This window comes from Streptomyces sp. BA2 (genome assembly GCF_009769735.1).
Lineage (GTDB): Bacteria > Actinomycetota > Actinomycetes > Streptomycetales > Streptomycetaceae > Streptomyces.
Map to the genome: position 1 here is coordinate 6,724,363 of NZ_WSRO01000002.1, position 18,138 is coordinate 6,742,500.

Here is an 18,138-nt window from a genome sequence, read left to right on the forward strand (position 1 = left end):
ATCCTCGTACGGTCTGGATCTGGCGGTGGAACTCAGAACTCCCCAGCCACCAACCCCGTCTGCACCAACGGCTTCCCCCGCCGTCGTGAAACGAAGGTCCCTCGCCCCGCCGGCATCGGCCGCGGCCGCACCCCGCCCAGGATGTCGCCCTCGCCCGGATCCCCGGCGAGCACCACACCCTGCGCGCCAAGCTCCTTCATCCGCTGCATGAAGGGTTCGTACGACGCCCGTCCCGCGCCCGCCGTCGACCGCGCGATGATGAAGCGGACGCCCACATCACGGGCGAAGGGAAGCAGCTCGGTGAGCTGGCCCAGCGGGTTGCCGCTCGACGTGGACACCAGGTCGTAGTCGTCGACGATCACGTACACCGTCGGTCCTCGCCACCAGCTGCGTTCGCGGAGTTGCCGGGCGGTGACCTCGGCCGTCGGCGTGCGGCGGTTCATCAGGTCGGCCAGGGCCGTCATGTGGTGGTCCATGGCGTTGGACATGGGGATGTACTCCGCCAGGTGCGAGGCCGGGGTCACGTCGAGGAGGGAGCGGCGGTTGTCGACCACGAAGATTTTGCATTCGTCGCCGCTGTAGCGCTCGGTGAGGCGGGTGATCAGCAGGCGAAGCAGGTTCGACTTGCCCGACTCGCTCTCGCCGAAGACGAAGAAGAACGGGTCCTGTTCGAAGTCCACGAAGACCGGTTCGAGGTTGGTCTCGTCGAGAGCGAAGGACACACCACGGTTCGGGAAGACGTTGCCCGGCGGGAGCTGGTCGGAGGGGAGCTCCCTCGGCAGGAGGCGGACCTTCGGTGCACCCGGCTCCGTCCAGTGGCGGGACACCTCGGCGGTCAGGGTGGCCGTGGCATCCGCGAGGTCCGTGTCGGACGACAGACCGTCGATGCGCGGGACCGCCGCCATGAAGTGCTGCTTCTGAGGGGACTGGCCCCGGCCTGGCACCCCTGCCGGGACATTGGCGGCGACCTTGCGGTCGAACTCGGAGTCCATGGTGTCGCCGAGGCGCAGTTCGAGGCGGTTCATGAGGTGGTCCTTGAGATTCGCGCGGACCTCCATCGACCTCGATGCCGAAAGGACCAGGTGGACTCCGTAACCGAGGCCGCGCGCCGCGATGTCCAGGACCGCGGGCTCCAAGCCCTCGTAATCCGAGCGGAAGTTGCCCCATCCGTCGATGATCAGGAAGACGTCGCCCCACGGCTGGTCGGCGACCGAGATGTCACCGCGGGCCCTTCGCGCCCGGAAGTCCGCGATCGACGCGATGCCGGACGTACGGAAGTACTCCTCGCGGCGCGTCATCACGCCGTACACCTCGGCGACCGTGCGCCGCACCCGCTCGGGGTCGAGGCGTGAGGCGACCCCGCCGACGTGCGGGAGGTCGGCGACGGCCGCCATGCCACCGCCGCCGAAGTCCAGGCCGTAGAGCTGCACTTCACGCGGAGTGTGCGTGAGGGCGAAGGACGCCATCAGGGAGCGCAGCAAGGTCGACTTGCCGGACTGCGGGCCACCGACGATCTGCATGTGGCCCGCCGCGCCCGAGAAGTCGCACCACAGTGCGTCACGACGCTGCTCGTAGGGCTTGTCGACCAGGCCGAGGGGGATGACGAGCCGCCCCGCTCCCTCGTAGCCGGGTTGCGTGAGCCCACGCCCCGGTACGGCCGTGAGCCCCGGAAGCAGCGCGTCCAGGGACGGTGGACTCTCCAGGGGCGGCAGCCACACCTGATGGGCCGCCGGGCCCTGCGCCTCCAGGCGGCGCACGATGACGTCCAGGACGGTGTCGGCCAGCGCGTCGTCCGGGTCCGCCGGTGACGGCGTACGCGGCTCCGGCACCGCTGGCGCGGAATAGCGAACAGGAACCTCGGCCGCCGTGAAGAGCACCGGACGGCGGTCCACCGGCCGCGGCCCGCCCAGCGCCGCGGCCTGCTGCGAACCCGAGCGGTAGACCCCGGAGACATACGCCGCCTTGAAGCGCACCATCTCGTCCGTGCCGTACTTCAGGTAGCCGGAGCCGGGCACGTTCGGCAGCTGGTACGCGTCCGGGACCCCGAGCGCCGCGCGCGACTCGGCAGCGGAGAACGTCCGCAGACCGACGCGGTACGAAAGGTAGGTCTCCAGGCCGCGAAGCCGACCCTCCTCCAGGCGCTGCGAGGCCAGCAGCAGATGCACGCCGAGTGAGCGGCCGATGCGGCCGATCTGCACGAACATCTCGATGAAGTCCGGTTTGGAGGTCAGGAGTTCGCTGAACTCGTCGATGACGAGGACCAGAGAAGGGATCGGCTGGAGCGGGGCCCCTGCCGCGCGCGCCTTCTCGTAGTCGTGGATGTTGGCGTAGTTGCCCGAGTCGCGCAGCAGTTCCTGGCGCCGGTTGAGCTCGCCGCGGATGGAGTCGCCCATGCGGTCGACGAGCGTCAGGTCGTCCGCCAGGTTGGTGATCACGGCGGCGACGTGCGGCATCTGCGCCATCCCGGCGAAGGTCGCACCGCCCTTGAAGTCGGCAAGAACGAAGTTCAGGCTCTCGGAGGAGTGGGTGACCGCGAGGCCGAGCACCAGAGTGCGCAGCAGCTCCGACTTGCCGGAACCGGTGGCTCCCACGCACAGACCGTGCGGGCCCATGCCCTCCTGCGCGGCCTCCTTGAGGTCCAGCATCACGGGGCGGCCGTCCTCGCCGACGCCGATCGGCACGCGCAACCGCTCGGCCTGCGCGCGCGGGCGCCACGTCCGGGCCGTGTCGACCGAGTTCGCGTCGCCCAGGCTCAGCAGATCCGTGAACTCGAGGTTGGCGAGGAGCGGTTCGTCGTCGTCCCCGCCCGATGCCACCCGCAGCGGGGCCAGCTGCCGGGCCAGCGCCTCGGCAGCCTCGTAGGAGAGGAGGTCGGGCGTGCCCTCGTACACCAGGCCGTGTCCGGATTCGATGCGCAGCGACCTCGGCTGCACGACGAGGGAAAGCCCACCCCGCCCGCCCGTCAGTTCTCCCGGCACGACCTCCAGGACCGTCACTCCCTGCAGCCCCTCAGGGGAGGCCAGGACCGACATGGGAGGCAGTGACAGGCCATCGAGTACGACGACGATGTGTGGCTCGTCCGGCACATGAGACCCACCCGGGTGGAAACGGGGGCGGCCCTGCAGCCGGGCGGAGAGCATCGCCTCGAGCTCCACCGGGTCGCCGGTGATCAGACGGCGGCTGCCCGCACCGTCCGCGCTGCCCTGCGTCTGGCAGTGCGGGAGCCACTTGGACCACTCCCACTCCGGAGCGGCCGCGCGCCCCGCCGCGACCGCGACGACCAGGTCCTGCGGGGAGTGCAGCGACGCGAGAGAGCCGGTCAGCGCACGAGCCGCTGCCCGCACCGTGCCGGGGTCACCGCTGACCGTCACGTGGTAGAAGGCCCGCAGGGAGACCGCCATCGGCAGGTCCTCCAGCGTGCTGTGGGCGGCGAGGAAGCGCTGCATCGCCCCCGCGGTGAGCGGCTCCAGTTCGTCCACCGCGGCGGTCTGCGGCGGAACGAGTGGCGTGGCGAGCGACTGCGGACCGAGCCCGACGCGCACCTGCCCGAAGTCCTCGTCCCCCGTGCGGCGTTCCCAGATCCGGCTGCCCTCGGCGACCAGCGCCCACAGTTGTTCGGGGGAGGGGTGGAGGTAGTACTGCGCGTCACGCTGTGCCCTCGCGGCATCCAGCGCCTGGCGCCGGGTCTGCTTCAGGTACCGGAGGTAGTCGCGCCGCATGTCGGCCAACTGGCCCTGCGTCCCGCGCCGGTAGCGGATCAGCATCGCGACGGACATGGCCACCGTCGAGGCGACCATCACCATGCCCATGATCTTCATGAACGGATGCGAACTGGGCATGAAGAAGAACACCACGGACCCGCCCATGCCCAGCATGGGAAGGAGTTGCATCATCGCGCCCTCCTGCTGCCCACGCGGCAGTTCGGGCGGCGGCTGCAGCACGATTTCTTCGGTGGGCACCTGAGACGGCAGAGCCCGAGGTGGGCGCTTCACGACGATGTGGCTCACTACGCACCAATTCCCCTACAGGGCCGAGGTGTTCCGTCCGCCGCCCCGTTTCAGGCGGACGCAGGCCGCTGTGTGATCCTACTGATACGGGTGGTGACCGGTCGGCGGTAGGGTGCCGCTGTGCGCGTGAGCACCTGCTAATCCGGCCGTAGAGCCGCCTGTCCAACTGGCCGATGTATCGGTGCATTTAGCCGTATGTGGTGAGGGTCGCCACCAAGAACCAGCCAGCTGGGTCAGATCGCGCCGCGATGCACCACGCGAATGCGGCACAGTCGGCGGAGACGCCGCGCACGCAGCACCAGCTGCCGCGCACGCGGCACCAGCACCAGCACCACTGATGACATCGCCATCAGGACCACAGCATGGAGGGGGAGCAGCAAGGTGAGCATGACGGCCTCCGCGACGGCTACCGGATCGGGACGGTCCGGCCAGGGAACACCTCCGGGACCCGCCTCCGGAACCGGCGCGGGATTCGGCTTCTGCCGCGTCACCATCGTCGCGCCCGACAGCCGGATCGACGTGGCGCTGCCCGATGACATCCCGGTCGCCGACATCTACCCGGAGATCCTGCGCCTCTCCCGGCAGAGCCCCGCCGAAGGCGCCCCTGTCGGCTACCACCTCGTACGCCGTGACGGCGCCGTGCTGGACAGCGCCCGATCCTTCGCGGCGCAGCGCATCCTCGACGGCGAGCTCCTCACCCTGCGTCCGTTCTCCGAGTCGTTGCCGCCGGCCGTCTTCGACGACGTGTCCGAGGCCGTCGCCTCCGCGGTGACGCGCGATCGCACGCTGTGGGACGGCGACTCGACGCGCGTGGCAGGACTCATCGGCGGCGCCGTGCTGCCGGCCCTCATCGCCTTCGTGGCCTGGACCGCAGAGCCCCGCCACGACATGAACGGCCTGCCGGGCATCCTCGCCGCCGTCGCGGGTCTGCTGCTGCTCACGCTCGCCTGCGTGCGTGCGCGGATCTACGACGACCGGGCCTCGGCCATCGCTCTCGGCCTCGGCGCTCTGCCGAACGTGGCCGTGGCCGGCTCCGGTCTGCTGCCCCTCACCGAGGGGCAGGGCATCGGCAGGCTCCAGTTCCTGCTCGCCTGCACGGCCGTACTCATCGCCTCGGTGATCCTCGCCCTGGTGTCGCCGCGCGGGGACGGCCCGTTCGTGGCCTTCGTCTTCGCCTCCGCCGTCGGCCTGCTCACCGTGTTCATCGCGACGCTCAGCAGCCTGGAACCGGTCGAGACCGCGGCGCTCTGCGCCCCGCTGGCCGTAGGTGCCCTCGCGTTCCTGCCGGGTCTGTCCATGCGGTTCGCCCGTATCCCCATCGGCTTCGAGTCCCCGCACGCCGCACGCAACGAGTACGGCGCTGAGCCAGAGCCGCAGCAGCCTGTCGACGCCGAGCGCATCGCCGCCCAGGCCCGCCGCGGCCACGAACTGCTCGTCGGCCTGGTGGGTGGCTGCGCCTTGGTGTCCGTCGGTGGGGCCGCGGTGCTCGGCTTCTCCGACGATGTCTGGGGGCAGCTGCTTGCCCTCGCTACCGGCATCGCGATGCTGATGCGCGCCCAGCTCTTCCGTTACACGGCTCAGGTCGCCTCGACGCTGGCCGCGGGCCTGGCGGGACTCGTGCTGCTCGGGCTCGGCTTCTGCCTCAACCCGCCGCACGCACTGATGCGCGATGCCCTGCTCGGCGACAGTTCGGCCCTCAACGTACGAACGCTGTGGCTGATCGCGGCGATCGCGGCCGCCTCCGCACTGGTCACTGCCGTAGGTCTCATCACGTCACGCCGAGGAGTCACCCCCTTTTGGGGCCGCTTCACTGAAATCGCGGAAGGCTTCGTCCTGCTGACGTTGGTCCCGCTGACCCTGGCCGTCTTCGACGTGTATGCCTCAGCACGAGCTCTGACCAGCTGACAGCTGCGCTCTACGCGTCAGCCCGCGTCCCGGCTGACCTCGCCCGCTGCCGGCTCCAGATCGAACTCCCCGTCCCGGGCTCCGAGCACGAAGGCCCGCCACTCCGCCTCGGTGTACCGCAGCACTGTCTCGGGCTCGATGGACGACCGCATGGCTACGGCGCCGTCCGGCAGGTACGCGATCTCGACCCGCTCCTCGTGTGCCTCGGCGCCCGGTGCGCTGTGCCACTCCACGCCGGAGATGTCGAGAGCGTAGAGCTCGTTCTTCTCGCGCTCTTTGCGAGCCTGGACGTCCTCGTGCTGTGCCTCGGCCATGGCGCGACGGCCCCTTCCACCTGTGCGAACCAACCGTGGGCTCAGAGTACTTGGCAGGCCGGAAGGTACGCAGCGCAATGGCCTCGTCACCTGGGGTTCCGGTCGCAGGTCCCCCAATCCTGAACGGAGGGTGGCGAAAGCGCGGAGATAAGGTGACGCGCGCATCGCGCGGAACCTGAACCAGTGGGCATTTGCGGTGAGTTCACCCGTAACTTCGCGCGAAGCGACGCCCCTTCGAACCAGAAAGGCCCCGCCACGTGAGTCACGGCCCGCCCCATTCCCCCTTTACTCAGTCCGTCCTGAGCGCGGAGAGGGAGAACAAGAAGCGTCGCGCGAGGGTGCTGGCCGTTCTGCTGGCAGTGGTTCTCTGTGTGGGCAGCGGTGTCGTCTGGGCGGTGACCGACGGCGAGCAGCCACAGCCGAAGAAGCCGACCGCCGTGCGGCAGGCACCGGACGACATCCGGGACACCGTCGAGGAGTCCCCCCGGAGCCCCGAGGCCGATCTCGCCGTCGACTACAACGAAAAAGAGTTCAAGAAGAGGTTCGGGCGCGAGACCGTTCACGCGCCCGGCGCGTGGGCGACGGAGAAGAACTTCGTCCGGGGGACCGGCAGCACGCTCAAGGGCTTCAAGTTCGGCACGTCCAAGGAGGACTGGTCCACCGAGCTGACCGGCCCGATATGCGACACCACCCGCCACGTCACCGCCGACGGACGCACGGCTGTCCTCCTCCAGGAGAAGGGTGACAAGCCCAAGCCCAAGGGCAAGGACGAGAAGAGCAAGAAGAAGAGCAAGAAGGACAAGGGGAAGAGATCCAAGGACAAGAGCCGCAAAGCCGAGGACCCCGACAAGTTCCTCTGTACCCAGCTGGCCTTCTTCGACTTGAACACCGGCGAGAAGCTCTGGCAGGTGAAGCTGCCCGACGCCGAGGAAGCGTTCGCGCCGCACGCCAACGTGACCATGACGCGTGGCACGGTCGCCGTGGCCTGGAGCCAGGGCTCGGTCGCGTACGACATGAAGCACGGGCGGCAACTGTGGACGAGCGCGGCCTCTGCGGAGTGCCGGGACCTCGGCTTCGCGGGCGGGCGCGACCTCCTTGCCCTCGTCCGGTGCGGGGACACCGAGGAGCCCCGGTTCAAGGTGCAGAAGGTGCGGCCCCGGACGGCTGAGCCGGAGTGGACCTACAAGGTGGCGCGCGGGGTCGAGCGCGTCTACTTGGTCTCGTCCGACCCCGCGGTGCTTGCCGTCTCGACCGCGGGTACCGCCGTGACGGACTTGATCACTCTCGATGACCGAGGCGACTACCGGGCCACGATCGACATGCCGGAAGGCCGCTTCGTCGACAATTGCCACAAGCCGCTCTTCGGGACCGTGGAAACGTGTGACGCGATCGCGGTCGGGCGGGACCAGCTGTTCCTGGCGGCCTCCAAGGGGACGCCCGCGGACAACTGGATCGCCTCGTACGACCTCGGCACCGGGAAGACCGTCAAGAAGTTCGACTCCAAGCCGGACCGTCCGATGTACCCCTTGCGGGTGAGCGGCGGCAGGCTGCTCGCTTTCCGGCCGAGCGACGACGGTGTCTCACCGGCCGCCGTGGTGAGCCTTGACCCGCGTACGGGCAAGGAGGCCCCGTATCTGCTCTTCGGCATGCCGGACCGCATCGGGATGGAGAATCCGGAGGAGAACGAGATCATCATCGAGCACGGCCGGGTCTTCTTCGCCCCCCGGGAGCTGTCCGCGGAGGACAGTGGACCCTGGAAGGGCACGGCCTTCAGCGCGCTGGGAGTCGAAGGCGCATGAAGCGCAGAGCCTGAAGCAGTGCGGGGCCTGAAGCGGTGCGGGGCCTGAAGCAGCGCAGGCCCCGAAGGGGCGCGGGCTCAGAAGCATAGGGGTGGGGAACGGCGCGGCAGGGGCCTCAGGGGGACTGGACAGGAGCCCTGTCGGCTGTCCACGACCCGACTGGTACCCTGTGTAACGGCCGTATGTGTACGCGCCCCCGGACCCCCAAGGTCGACACCTCGACCAAGGACCTGAGGGCAGCGCCCAGCGGACCTCGCCTTCCGAGTTGTGGAAGCTCCCCTGCGATGTAGACCAGGGGCACTCGGTGGCCACGAAAAGACTACGAGGAGTAAGCGTGTCGCTCGACGCCGCTACGAAGAAGCAGATCATGACCGAGTTCGGCCAGAAGGAGGGCGACACCGGCTCCCCCGAGGTCCAGGTCGCCATGCTCTCGCGCCGCATCTCGGACCTGACCGAGCACCTGAAGACCCACAAGCACGACCACCACTCCCGTCGTGGTCTGCTGATCCTGGTCGGTCAGCGTCGCCGTCTGCTGCAGTACCTGGCCAAGAAGGACATCAAGCGCTTCCGTGCGCTGGTGGACCGTCTGGGCATCCGTCGCGGTGCGGCGGGCGCCAAGTAAGACATCGTGAAGGGAGCGGTTCCCACGCAAGAGGGGGCCGCTCCCTTTGCTGTACGTGCGCGTTGTCACCGACGCTTTGTAGTCTGGTGACATAAGCACGTCCCCGCGGGTAGGGATCACCATGGTCCAGCACCCGGGGGACACCCAGCAGGACCTCACGAAGGAGAGGCGCACCAGCCGCCGCCGATCTTCGGTAGTGGCTTCCGGGCGAAACCCCCGGGAGCTTCGATCGAAGACCGGCCCGCACACACGGCGCGTTTCTCCACACAGTCCCTGTCCACGAAGGACGCATGGGGCGCCGCTCCCGGGCCACACGGGCCCAGGGGCGAGAAGACGAAACGTAGACACGTAGGAGAACAGTGGAGAACGAGACCCACTACGCCGAGGCTGTTATCGACAACGGCACGTTCGGCACCCGCACCATCCGCTTCGAGACGGGCCGCCTGGCCAAGCAGGCCGCAGGCTCCGCCGTCGCGTACCTGGACGACGACACCATGGTGCTGTCGGCCACCTCCGCTTCCAAGCGGCCCAAGGACCAGCTCGACTTCTTCCCCCTCACGGTGGACGTCGAGGAGCGGCAGTACGCCGCCGGCAAGATCCCCGGATCGTTCTTCCGCCGTGAAGGCCGTCCCTCCGAGGACGCGATCCTGACCTGCCGCCTGATCGACCGCCCGCTGCGTCCTTCTTTCAAGAAGGGCCTGCGTAACGAGATCCAGATCGTCGAGACGATCATGGCGCTCAACCCCGACCACCTGTACGACGTGGTCGCGATCAACGCCGCCTCCTGCTCCACGCAGCTGGCCGGCCTGCCCTTCTCGGGCCCGATCGGCGGCACGCGCGTGGCGCTCATCAAGGGCCAGTGGGTCGCCTTCCCGACGCACACCGAGCTCGAGGACGCCGTCTTCGACATGGTCGTCGCTGGTCGCGTCCTCGAGGACGGCGACGTCGCGATCATGATGGTCGAGGCCGAGGCCACCGAGAAGACCATCCAGCTCGTCAAGGACGGCGCGGAGGCCCCCACGGAGGAGGTCGTCGCCGCCGGTCTCGAGGCCGCGAAGCCCTTCATCAAGGCGCTCTGCAAGGCCCAGTCGGACCTCGCCGCCAAGGCCGCCAAGCCCACCGGCGAGTTCCCGGTCTTCCTGGACTACCAGGACGACGTCCTGGAGGCCCTGACCGCCGCCGTGAAGTCGGAGCTCTCCCAGGCGCTGACCATCGCCGGCAAGCAGGAGCGCGAGACCGAGCTCGACCGCATCAAGGAGATCGCCTCCGAGAAGCTGCTCCCGCAGTTCGAGGGCCGCGAGAAGGAGATCTCCGGTGCGTACCGCGCGCTGACCAAGAAGCTGGTCCGCGAGCGCGTCATCAAGGACAAGGTCCGCATCGACGGCCGTGGCCTCACGGACATCCGTACGCTCGCCGCCGAGGTCGAGGCCATCCCGCGCGTGCACGGCTCGGCGCTGTTCGAGCGTGGCGAGACCCAGATCCTGGGCGTCACCACCCTCAACATGCTCCGCATGGAGCAGCAGCTCGACACCCTTTCCCCGGTGACGCGCAAGCGCTACATGCACAACTACAACTTCCCGCCGTACTCGGTCGGCGAGACCGGCCGCGTCGGTTCGCCGAAGCGCCGCGAGATCGGCCACGGCGCGCTCGCCGAGCGCGCGATCGTGCCCGTGCTCCCGTCGCGCGAGGACTTCCCGTACGCGATCCGTCAGGTCTCCGAGGCCCTCGGTTCGAACGGCTCGACGTCCATGGGCTCGGTCTGTGCCTCGACGATGTCGCTGCTGAACGCCGGTGTGCCGCTGAAGGCCGCCGTCGCCGGTATCGCCATGGGTCTGATCTCCGAGGAGATCGACGGCGACACGCACTACGTCGCCCTCACCGACATCCTCGGTGCCGAGGACGCGTTCGGTGACATGGACTTCAAGGTCGCCGGTACGAAGCAGTTCGTGACCGCGCTCCAGCTCGACACCAAGCTCGACGGCATCCCCGCCTCGGTCCTGGCCGCCGCGCTGAAGCAGGCCCGTGACGCGCGTCTGCACATCCTCGACGTGATGAACGAGGCGATCGACGTTCCGGACGAGATGTCCCCGAACGCTCCGCGCATCATCACCGTCAAGATCCCGGTGGACAAGATCGGTGAGGTCATCGGCCCGAAGGGCAAGATGATCAACCAGATCCAGGAGGACACCGGCGCCGACATCACGATCGAGGACGACGGCACCATCTACATCGGTGCCGCTCAGGGCTCGCAGGCCGAGGCCGCCCGCGCCACGATCAACGGCATCGCCAACCCGACCATGCCGGAGGTCGGCGAGCGCTACCTGGGCACCGTCGTGAAGACGACGACCTTCGGCGCGTTCGTCTCGCTCATGCCGGGCAAGGACGGTCTGCTGCACATCTCGCAGATCCGCAAGCTCGCCGGCGGCAAGCGCGTGGAGAACGTCGAGGACGTTGTCGGCGTGGGCCAGAAGGTCCAGGTCGAGATCGCCGAGATCGACTCCCGCGGCAAGCTCTCCCTCATCCCCGTCATCGAGGGCGAAGAGGGCGACGAAACGAAGGACGACACCGACAAGTGACGTCGCGTAGCACCACGACGACGGCCCGCCCCTCTTCGGAGGGGCGGGCCGTCGCCCGTACCCAAACCCTCCTCCAGGGCAAGGACGGCATCGGCACGGTCCGCCGTACGACGCTGCCGGGCGGCCTCCGCGTCGTCACCGAGACCCTGCCTTCCGTACGCTCGGCGACCTTCGGGATCTGGGCGAACGTCGGATCCCGCGACGAGACGCCGTCCCTGAACGGCGCCACGCACTACTTGGAACACCTGCTCTTCAAGGGCACCAAGAAGCGCAGCGCCCTCGACATCTCGGCCGCGCTCGACGCGGTCGGCGGCGAGATGAACGCCTTCACGGCGAAGGAGTACACGTGCTACTACGCACGCGTGCTCGACACCGACCTGCCGCTGGCCATCGACGTCGTCTGCGACATGCTGACGGGCTCCCTGATCCTCCAGGAGGACGTCGACGCCGAGCGCGGCGTCATCCTCGAAGAGATCGCGATGACCGAGGACGACCCGGGCGACTGCGTGCACGACCTGTTCGCGCACACGATGCTCGGCGACACCCCCCTCGGCCGCCCCGTCCTCGGCACCGAGGAGACGGTCAACGCCCTCACCGCCGAGCGGATCCGCCGCTTCTACAAGAAGCACTACGACCCGACCCACCTGGTGGTCGCGGCCGCGGGCAACGTCGACCACAACAAGGTCGTACGTCAGGTCCGTGCCGCCTTCGAGAAGGCCGGCGCCCTCCACCGCACCGACGCGACGCCGGTCATCCCGCGCCAGGGCTCCCGCGCCCTGCGCACGGCGGGCCGCGTCGAGGTCATCAACCGCAAGACCGAGCAGGCCCACGTCATCCTCGGCATGCCGGGCCTGGCCCGCACGGACGAGCGCCGCTGGGCCATGGGCGTCCTGAACACCGCCCTCGGCGGCGGCATGTCATCGCGCCTCTTCCAGGAGGTCAGGGAGAAGCGCGGCCTGGCCTACAGCGTGTACTCGTACACATCGGGCTTCGCCGACACCGGCCTCTTCGGCGTGTACGCGGGCTGCCGCCCGAGCCAGGTGCACGACGTACTGAAGATCTGCCGCGACGAGCTCGACCAGGTCGCGCAGAACGGCCTGAGCGACGACGAGATCGGCCGCGCGATCGGCCAGCTCGCGGGCTCCACCGTGCTCGGCCTCGAGGACACGGGCGCGCTGATGAACCGTATCGGCAAGAGCGAGCTGTGCTGGGGCGAGCAGATGTCGGTCGACGACATGCTGGCCAAGATCTCGGCGGTCACCCCGGACGAGGTCCGCGAGGTCGCCCGCGAGGTCCTCGGCCACCGTCCGTCGCTGTCGGCCATCGGCCCGCTCAAGGACAAGCAGGCCGCACGCCTGCACGAAGCGGTCTCCTAAGCCCTCAGCGGTCTCCTAACTCCCTTAAGGAATCAGGCACATGAGCAAGCTGCGCGTGGCGGTCATCGGAGCCAAGGGCCGGATCGGCTCCGAGGCCGTCCGAGCCGTCGAAGCCGCCGACGACCTGGAACTGGTCGCCGCGCTTGGCCGGGGCGACTCGCTGGACACGCTGGTGGAGACCGGCGCCCAGGTCGCGGTCGAACTGACCAACCCCGACTCGGTGATGGGCAATCTCGACTTCTGCGTACGGCACGGCATCCACGCCGTGGTCGGTACGACGGGCTGGACCGACGACCGCGTCGCGCAGCTGGAGACCGCCCTGGCCGCATCGCCGGAGACGGGCGTCCTGATCGCCCCGAACTTCTCCATCGGCGCGGTCCTCACCATGAAGTTCGCGCAGATCGCGGCGCCGTACTTCGAGTCCGTCGAGGTCGTCGAGCTGCACCACCCGAACAAGGCCGACGCCCCCAGCGGCACCGCCACGCGCACCGCCCAGCTCATCGCCGAGGCCCGTCGGGATGCGGGCAGCGCCCCGCAGCCGGACGCCACCTCGACCGCGCTTGACGGTGCACGCGGCGCGGACGTCGACGGCGTTCCGGTGCACTCCGTGCGGCTGCGCGGCCTCCTGGCCCACCAGGAGGTGCTGCTCGGCGGCGAGGGCGAGACCCTCACGGTCCGGCACGACTCGCTGCACCACAGCAGCTTCATGCCGGGCATCCTGCTCGGCGTACGCCGTGTGGTGAGCACTCCGGGCCTGACGTTCGGCCTGGAACACTTCCTGGACCTGAACTGACGGACCGGCTGACCCTCATGCGAGCAAAGATCACTTACGCCGTCACGGCTGCCGTCCTGGTCGTCTACTTCGTCCTGGTCGGCAGCCGCGGCGTGCTCCTGATAAAGCACGGCACCGCGCTCACCGTCACCTTCGGTGTCGCGGTGCTCATCCTGCCGTTCATCGGTGTCTGGTTCCTCTGGAAGAACACCCAGTTCGTCCAGCGCGCCAACCGCCTCGCCGCCGAGCTGGAAGCCGAAGGCGGCCTGCCCGTCGACGAGTTGAAGCGCACCCCCGGCGGTCGCATCGACCGTGACTCGGCCGACGAGGTCTTCGCCAGGCGCAAGGCCGAGACCGAGGACTCGCCGGACGACTGGCGCTGCTGGTTCCGCCTCGCCGTCGCCTATCACGATGCCCGGGACACCCCGCGCGCGCGAAAGGCGATGCAGCGCGCGATCGCGCTGCACGCGGGCAGGCCTGTGAACGCCTGACGTCTGCGATCAGGCGGTGCGCCGGTACTCGTCGGCCCACACCTCGATGGAGTCGGCCGCCCGGTTGAAGGCCTCGTACCGGGCCAGGAAGTCGGCGTTGCGGTCGGTGAGCAACGGCTGCTGCCCCTCGGCCCGCTGATCCCGCCGTACGAGGACGAGTGCCTGCCCCTGCACCGTGCGGGGCAGCCCGAGCCACCGCACGGGCTGCTGCGTCGTACGCACCGTCACGACCTGCGCCCACGGCACGGTCTGCGTCGTCAGGAAGGCCACACGACGCAGGCCGTGCGCGCTCACCCAGGTGCCCATCCGCAGCAGCCGCAGCGCGCTCACGATGACGACCACCGCGAGGCCCGCGCAGACCGCGGCACCCGCGAGTGAGTCCGCGAACGCGATGACCACGGCGGCGACGAGGACGTACGAGGCGAGCAGGAGAAGCAGCGCTGCCGCCCCCACCCGCCACGGCCCTGGCCGGTAGGGCCGCCGCCAGTGGTCGCGGTCGTCGAACGGCAGAGCGGCGTCGTCCGCCGACTCGTCAAAGGCGCGGTCCGCCGTCAGGAAGGGCAGGGGCACGACTGAATCCTCACTCAATCCACGCACGGGCTGTGCCCGGTGAGGCTACCGAGCCCTGCTCCGGCCTACCACCCTTGGGGGGCCATGGGGGTGCCCCCACGCCTTTAGGGCAGTGGGGGAGAGTCAGCGACCGTCCGAGGCCTCGGACTGCTGATTCTGTGCGGGTGACTGATCGGGAGACAGGGCGGGCATGCCGAACAGCAGGGAACCCGCGAGTCCGGCGACCACGACCAGGCCGACCAGGGTTCGGCCCACGACCTGAGCGGCCGACGCACGCTCTCGGGGTGGGGGAGTGACGTTGCTGCGGAACTTGTCGGCTTCGGCGATGAAGGCGAACGGGACGGGCTCGCGCCGACGGAACATGGGGTGCGTTTCTCCTCACGCGACTCGAACTTAACTCTGTTGTCCAGTCAGACGCTCGAAACGGCCAATTGGTGCCCGGTTTCGCCAAATTCGCCGAAGATTGTCGTGGCGAGCCGCCGAACGGCCGATTGTCAGTGCCGGGCCATAGAGTGGGCGCCGCCCGAGTGATGCACATGGAAGGACCCCGCCAGTGAGCGAGACCCCCACCGAAGAGCTCAAGCCCAGCTTCCGCAGCGAGGTCACCGTCGAGTTGGTGAAGCACGCCGCGACCGACTCCGACGTCCTGTGGGCCGCCCGTGTCTCCACTGCCGGGGAGCAGTCCCTGGAAGAGCTCCAGAAGGACCCCGAGCGCTCCAAGGGCCTGATCAACTACCTGATGCGGGACCGCCACGGCAGCCCCTTCGAGCACAACTCGATGACGTTCTTCATCAGTGCCCCGATCTTCGTCTTCCGCGAGTTCATGCGGCACCGCGTGGGCTGGTCGTACAACGAAGAGTCGGGCCGCTACAGGGAGCTCCAGCCGACGTTCTACGTCCCGGACGAGGCCCGCAAGCTGGTCCAGGAAGGCCGCCCCGGGAAGTACGTCTTCGTGGAGGGCACCCAGGCCCAGCAGGAGCTCACGGGCCGCGTCATGGAGGACTCCTACCGCCAGGCGTACGAGGCCTATCAGGAGATGCTCGCCGCCGGCGTCGCCCGCGAAGTCGCCCGCGCGGTCCTGCCGGTAGGCCTCTTCTCGTCGATGTACGCGACGTGCAACGCCCGTTCGCTGATGCACTTCCTCGGCCTGCGTACGCAGCACGAGCTCGCCAAGGTCCCGTCCTTCCCGCAGCGGGAGATCGAGATGGTCGGCGAGAAGATGGAGGAGCAGTGGGCCAAGCTCATGCCCCTCACGCACGCCGCGTTCAACGCCAACGGACGTGTGGCTCCGTAAGGCACTGATGTACGGGTGGGCTGAGTGAGGTGTCCGTATTGCGGCATTTCGAGAAGTTCATCTAGCCTGATCAAACGGACCCGGCACTGCTTGAACCCCCGAGCAGGCAGTGCCGGGCTCCTCACTTGTCAGGTCCGCACACATCCCCCGAGGGGGGACCACGCGCTGAGCAGCGAGTAGCGTGTTACCCATGGCTCCGACCTCCACTCCGCAGACCCCCTTCGGGAGGGTCCTCACCGCCATGGTCACGCCCTTTACGGCGGACGGCGCACTCGACCTCGACGGCGCGCAGCGGCTCGCCGCCCACCTGGTGGACGCAGGCAATGACGGCCTCGTCATCAACGGCACCACCGGCGAGTCCCCGACCACCAGCAACGCGGAGAAAGCCGAGCTCGTACGAGCCGTAGTAGAAGCGGTCGGAGACCGCGCCCACGTGGTCGCAGGCGTCGGCACGAACGACACCCGCCACAGCATCGAGCTCGCCCGCGACGCCGAGCGGGTCGGCGCCGACGGCCTTCTGACCGTCACGCCGTACTACAACAAGCCCCCGCAAGAGGGTCTGCTCCGGCACTTCACGGCGATCGCCGACAGCACCGAGCTTCCCGTCATGCTCTACGACATCCCCGGCCGCAGTGGCGTACCGATCAACACCGAAACGATCGTCCGCCTCGCCGAGCACCCGCGCATCGTCGCCAACAAGGACGCCAAGGGCGACCTCGGCCGCGCCAGCTGGGCCATCGCCCGCTCCGGCCTCGCCTGGTACTCCGGCGACGACATGCTGAACCTCCCGCTGCTCTCCGTCGGCGCCTGCGGCTTCGTCTCCGTCGTCAGCCACGTGGTCACGCCGGAGCTGCGCGCGATGATCGACGCGTACACCACGGGTGACGTACAGAAGGCCACAGAGATCCACCAGAAGCTGCTCCCGGTCTTCACCGGCATGTTCCGTACGCAGGGTGTGATCACCACGAAGGCGGCGCTCACCCTGCAGGGTCGCCCCGCGGGACCGCTGCGGCTGCCCCTGGTCGAGTTGTCGCCTGACGAGACGGCCCAGCTCAAGATCGATCTCGCCGCCGGCGGGGTACAGATCTAACCCCAGACTTCACAACTGAATACGCGAAACACCGCAGGACATCGTCCTGCACACACAAACAACTGCTACTGCACGAACGTCATGCGCGCCACGTGCCCCGGAGGTACGTGGCGCGTGTGGTGAGGAGAGTCTTTTGAGTCATCCGCATCCTGAACTCGGCGCCCCGCCGAAGCTCCCGAAGGGCGGCCTGCGGGTCACCCCGCTGGGCGGCCTCGGTGAGATCGGCCGCAACATGACCGTCTTCGAGTACAACGGTCGCCTGCTGATCGTCGACTGCGGAGTGCTCTTCCCCGAGGAGGAGCAGCCCGGAATCGACCTGATCCTGCCGGACTTCACGTCCATCAGGGACCGCCTCGACGACATCGACGGCATCGTGCTCACGCACGGCCACGAGGACCACATCGGCGGTGTCCCGTATCTCCTCCGCGAGAAGCCGGACATCCCGCTGATCGGCTCCAAGCTGACCCTCGCGCTCATCGAGGCGAAGCTCCAGGAGCACCGCATCCGGCCGTACACGCTCGAGGTCGCCGAAGGTGACCGCGAGCGCCTCGGCCCGTTCGACTGCGAGTTCATCGCGGTCAACCACTCCATCCCGGACGCCCTGGCCGTCGCCGTCCGCACCCCCGCGGGCATGGTGGTCGCCACCGGCGACTTCAAGATGGACCAGCTGCCGATGGACGGCCGCCTCACCGACCTGCACGCGTTCGCGCGGCTGAGCGAGGAGGGCATCGACCTCCTTCTCTCCGACTCGACGAACGCCGAGGTCCCTGGCTTCGTCCCGCCGGAGCGCGACATCTCGAACGTGATCCGGGGCGTCTTCGCCGGCGCCCAGAAGCGGATCATCGTCGCGAGCTTCGCCAGCCACGTCCACCGCATCCAGCAGATCCTGGACGCCGCCCACGAGTACGGCCGCAGGGTCGCCTTCGTCGGCCGCTCGATGGTCCGCAACATGGGCATCGCGAGGGACCTGGGCTACCTGAAGGTCCCGCCGGGCCTGGTGGTGGACGTCAAGACGCTCGACGACCTCCCGGACAGCCAGGTAGTGCTCGTCTGCACGGGCTCGCAGGGTGAACCGATGGCCGCCCTCTCCCGGATGGCCAACCGCGACCACCAGATCCGCATCGTCCAGGGCGACACGGTGATCCTGGCGTCGTCGCTCATCCCCGGCAACGAGAACGCGGTCTACCGCGTGATCAACGGCCTGACCCGCTGGGGAGCGAACGTCGTCCACAAGGGCAACGCGAAGGTGCACGTATCAGGCCACGCGTCGGCCGGCGAGCTCCTGTACTTCTACAACATCTGCAAGCCCAAGAACCTGATGC

Annotated in this window: 15 protein-coding genes (1 of these 15 only partly in view); 10 read left to right on the plus strand and 5 right to left on the minus strand. The window is 68.7% G+C overall.

Annotated elements, in window-relative coordinates; all coding sequences use genetic code 11:
- Positions 1 to 32: 32 nt before the first annotated feature.
- Both eccCa and E5671_RS33190 read right to left on the minus strand, forming a co-directional pair.
- A complete protein-coding gene (gene eccCa, locus E5671_RS33185; RefSeq protein ID WP_160507549.1) occupies positions 33 to 4,007 on the minus strand; it encodes a type VII secretion protein EccCa in 3,975 nt (1,324 codons plus the stop codon).
- Positions 4,008 to 4,240: 233 nt separating this feature from the next.
- Positions 4,241 to 4,396, minus strand: a complete 156-nt coding sequence (locus tag E5671_RS33190; RefSeq protein WP_160507550.1) for a hypothetical protein — start codon at positions 4,394 to 4,396, stop codon at positions 4,241 to 4,243.
- Here E5671_RS33190 and eccD point away from each other — a divergent pair.
- A complete protein-coding gene (gene eccD / locus E5671_RS33195; protein ID WP_336605908.1) occupies positions 4,389 to 5,912 on the plus strand; it encodes a type VII secretion integral membrane protein EccD in 1,524 nt (507 codons plus the stop codon). The genes E5671_RS33190 and eccD overlap by 8 nt on opposite strands.
- Positions 5,913 to 5,929: 17 nt before the next feature.
- Here eccD and E5671_RS33200 read toward each other — a convergent pair whose 3' ends face one another.
- Positions 5,930 to 6,226, minus strand: coding sequence for a DUF397 domain-containing protein (locus E5671_RS33200; RefSeq protein ID WP_160507551.1), 297 nt, complete (start codon positions 6,224 to 6,226; stop codon positions 5,930 to 5,932).
- 338 nt (positions 6,227 to 6,564) lie between these two features.
- On the opposite strand from E5671_RS33200, the gene E5671_RS33205 reads away from it, so the two are divergent.
- The 6 genes from E5671_RS33205 to E5671_RS33230 all read left to right on the plus strand — a co-directional run bounded on the left by E5671_RS33205 (position 6,565) and on the right by E5671_RS33230 (position 13,862).
- Positions 6,565 to 8,025, plus strand: coding sequence for an outer membrane protein assembly factor BamB family protein (locus tag E5671_RS33205; protein WP_160507552.1), 1,461 nt, complete (start codon positions 6,565 to 6,567; stop codon positions 8,023 to 8,025).
- A gap of 334 nt (positions 8,026 to 8,359) precedes the next feature.
- Positions 8,360 to 8,647: a 30S ribosomal protein S15 gene (rpsO, locus tag E5671_RS33210; protein ID WP_160507553.1), complete on the plus strand. Its 288-nt coding sequence runs from the start codon at positions 8,360 to 8,362 to the stop codon at positions 8,645 to 8,647.
- 359 nt (positions 8,648 to 9,006) lie between these two features.
- A complete protein-coding gene (locus tag E5671_RS33215; RefSeq protein ID WP_160507554.1) occupies positions 9,007 to 11,223 on the plus strand; it encodes a polyribonucleotide nucleotidyltransferase in 2,217 nt (738 codons plus the stop codon).
- Positions 11,220 to 12,599, plus strand: coding sequence for an insulinase family protein (locus E5671_RS33220; RefSeq protein ID WP_160507555.1), 1,380 nt, complete (start codon positions 11,220 to 11,222; stop codon positions 12,597 to 12,599). The genes E5671_RS33215 and E5671_RS33220 overlap by 4 nt, the downstream gene beginning before the upstream one ends.
- Before the next feature lie 40 nt (positions 12,600 to 12,639).
- Positions 12,640 to 13,392 carry a 4-hydroxy-tetrahydrodipicolinate reductase gene (gene dapB / locus E5671_RS33225; protein ID WP_160507556.1) on the plus strand — a complete coding sequence of 251 codons (753 nt, stop codon included), beginning with the start codon at positions 12,640 to 12,642 and terminating at the stop codon, positions 13,390 to 13,392.
- A 17-nt stretch (positions 13,393 to 13,409) separates the two neighbouring features.
- Positions 13,410 to 13,862 (plus strand): tetratricopeptide repeat protein, encoded by a 453-nt coding sequence (locus tag E5671_RS33230; RefSeq protein WP_160507557.1) that lies wholly within the window; start codon positions 13,410 to 13,412, stop codon positions 13,860 to 13,862.
- Positions 13,863 to 13,871: 9 nt separating this feature from the next.
- Here the strand turns inward: E5671_RS33230 and E5671_RS33235 are convergent, their stop codons facing one another.
- Together E5671_RS33235 and E5671_RS33240 are read right to left on the minus strand one after the other, a co-directional pair.
- Positions 13,872 to 14,432 (minus strand): PH domain-containing protein, encoded by a 561-nt coding sequence (locus tag E5671_RS33235; protein WP_160507558.1) that lies wholly within the window; start codon positions 14,430 to 14,432, stop codon positions 13,872 to 13,874.
- Positions 14,433 to 14,555: 123 nt separating this feature from the next.
- Positions 14,556 to 14,795: a hypothetical protein gene (locus E5671_RS33240; RefSeq protein WP_160507559.1), complete on the minus strand. Its 240-nt coding sequence runs from the start codon at positions 14,793 to 14,795 to the stop codon at positions 14,556 to 14,558.
- A gap of 190 nt (positions 14,796 to 14,985) precedes the next feature.
- Here E5671_RS33240 and thyX point away from each other — a divergent pair, with 190 nt between their 5' ends.
- The 3 genes from thyX to E5671_RS33255 form a co-directional block, all read left to right on the plus strand.
- Positions 14,986 to 15,726: an FAD-dependent thymidylate synthase gene (gene thyX, locus E5671_RS33245; protein ID WP_160507560.1), complete on the plus strand. Its 741-nt coding sequence runs from the start codon at positions 14,986 to 14,988 to the stop codon at positions 15,724 to 15,726.
- Between the two features lie 190 nt (positions 15,727 to 15,916).
- Complete coding sequence (dapA, locus tag E5671_RS33250) at positions 15,917 to 16,816, plus strand: 4-hydroxy-tetrahydrodipicolinate synthase (protein ID WP_160507561.1); 900 nt, start codon at positions 15,917 to 15,919, stop codon at positions 16,814 to 16,816.
- 133 nt (positions 16,817 to 16,949) lie between these two features.
- A protein-coding gene (locus tag E5671_RS33255; protein WP_160507562.1) for a ribonuclease J crosses the window boundary here: on the plus strand, positions 16,950 to 18,138 show its 5' portion. Its footprint extends 497 nt past the window's final position; only the first 1,189 of its 1,686 coding nucleotides appear in the window; it begins with the start codon at positions 16,950 to 16,952; the stop codon falls past the right edge of the window.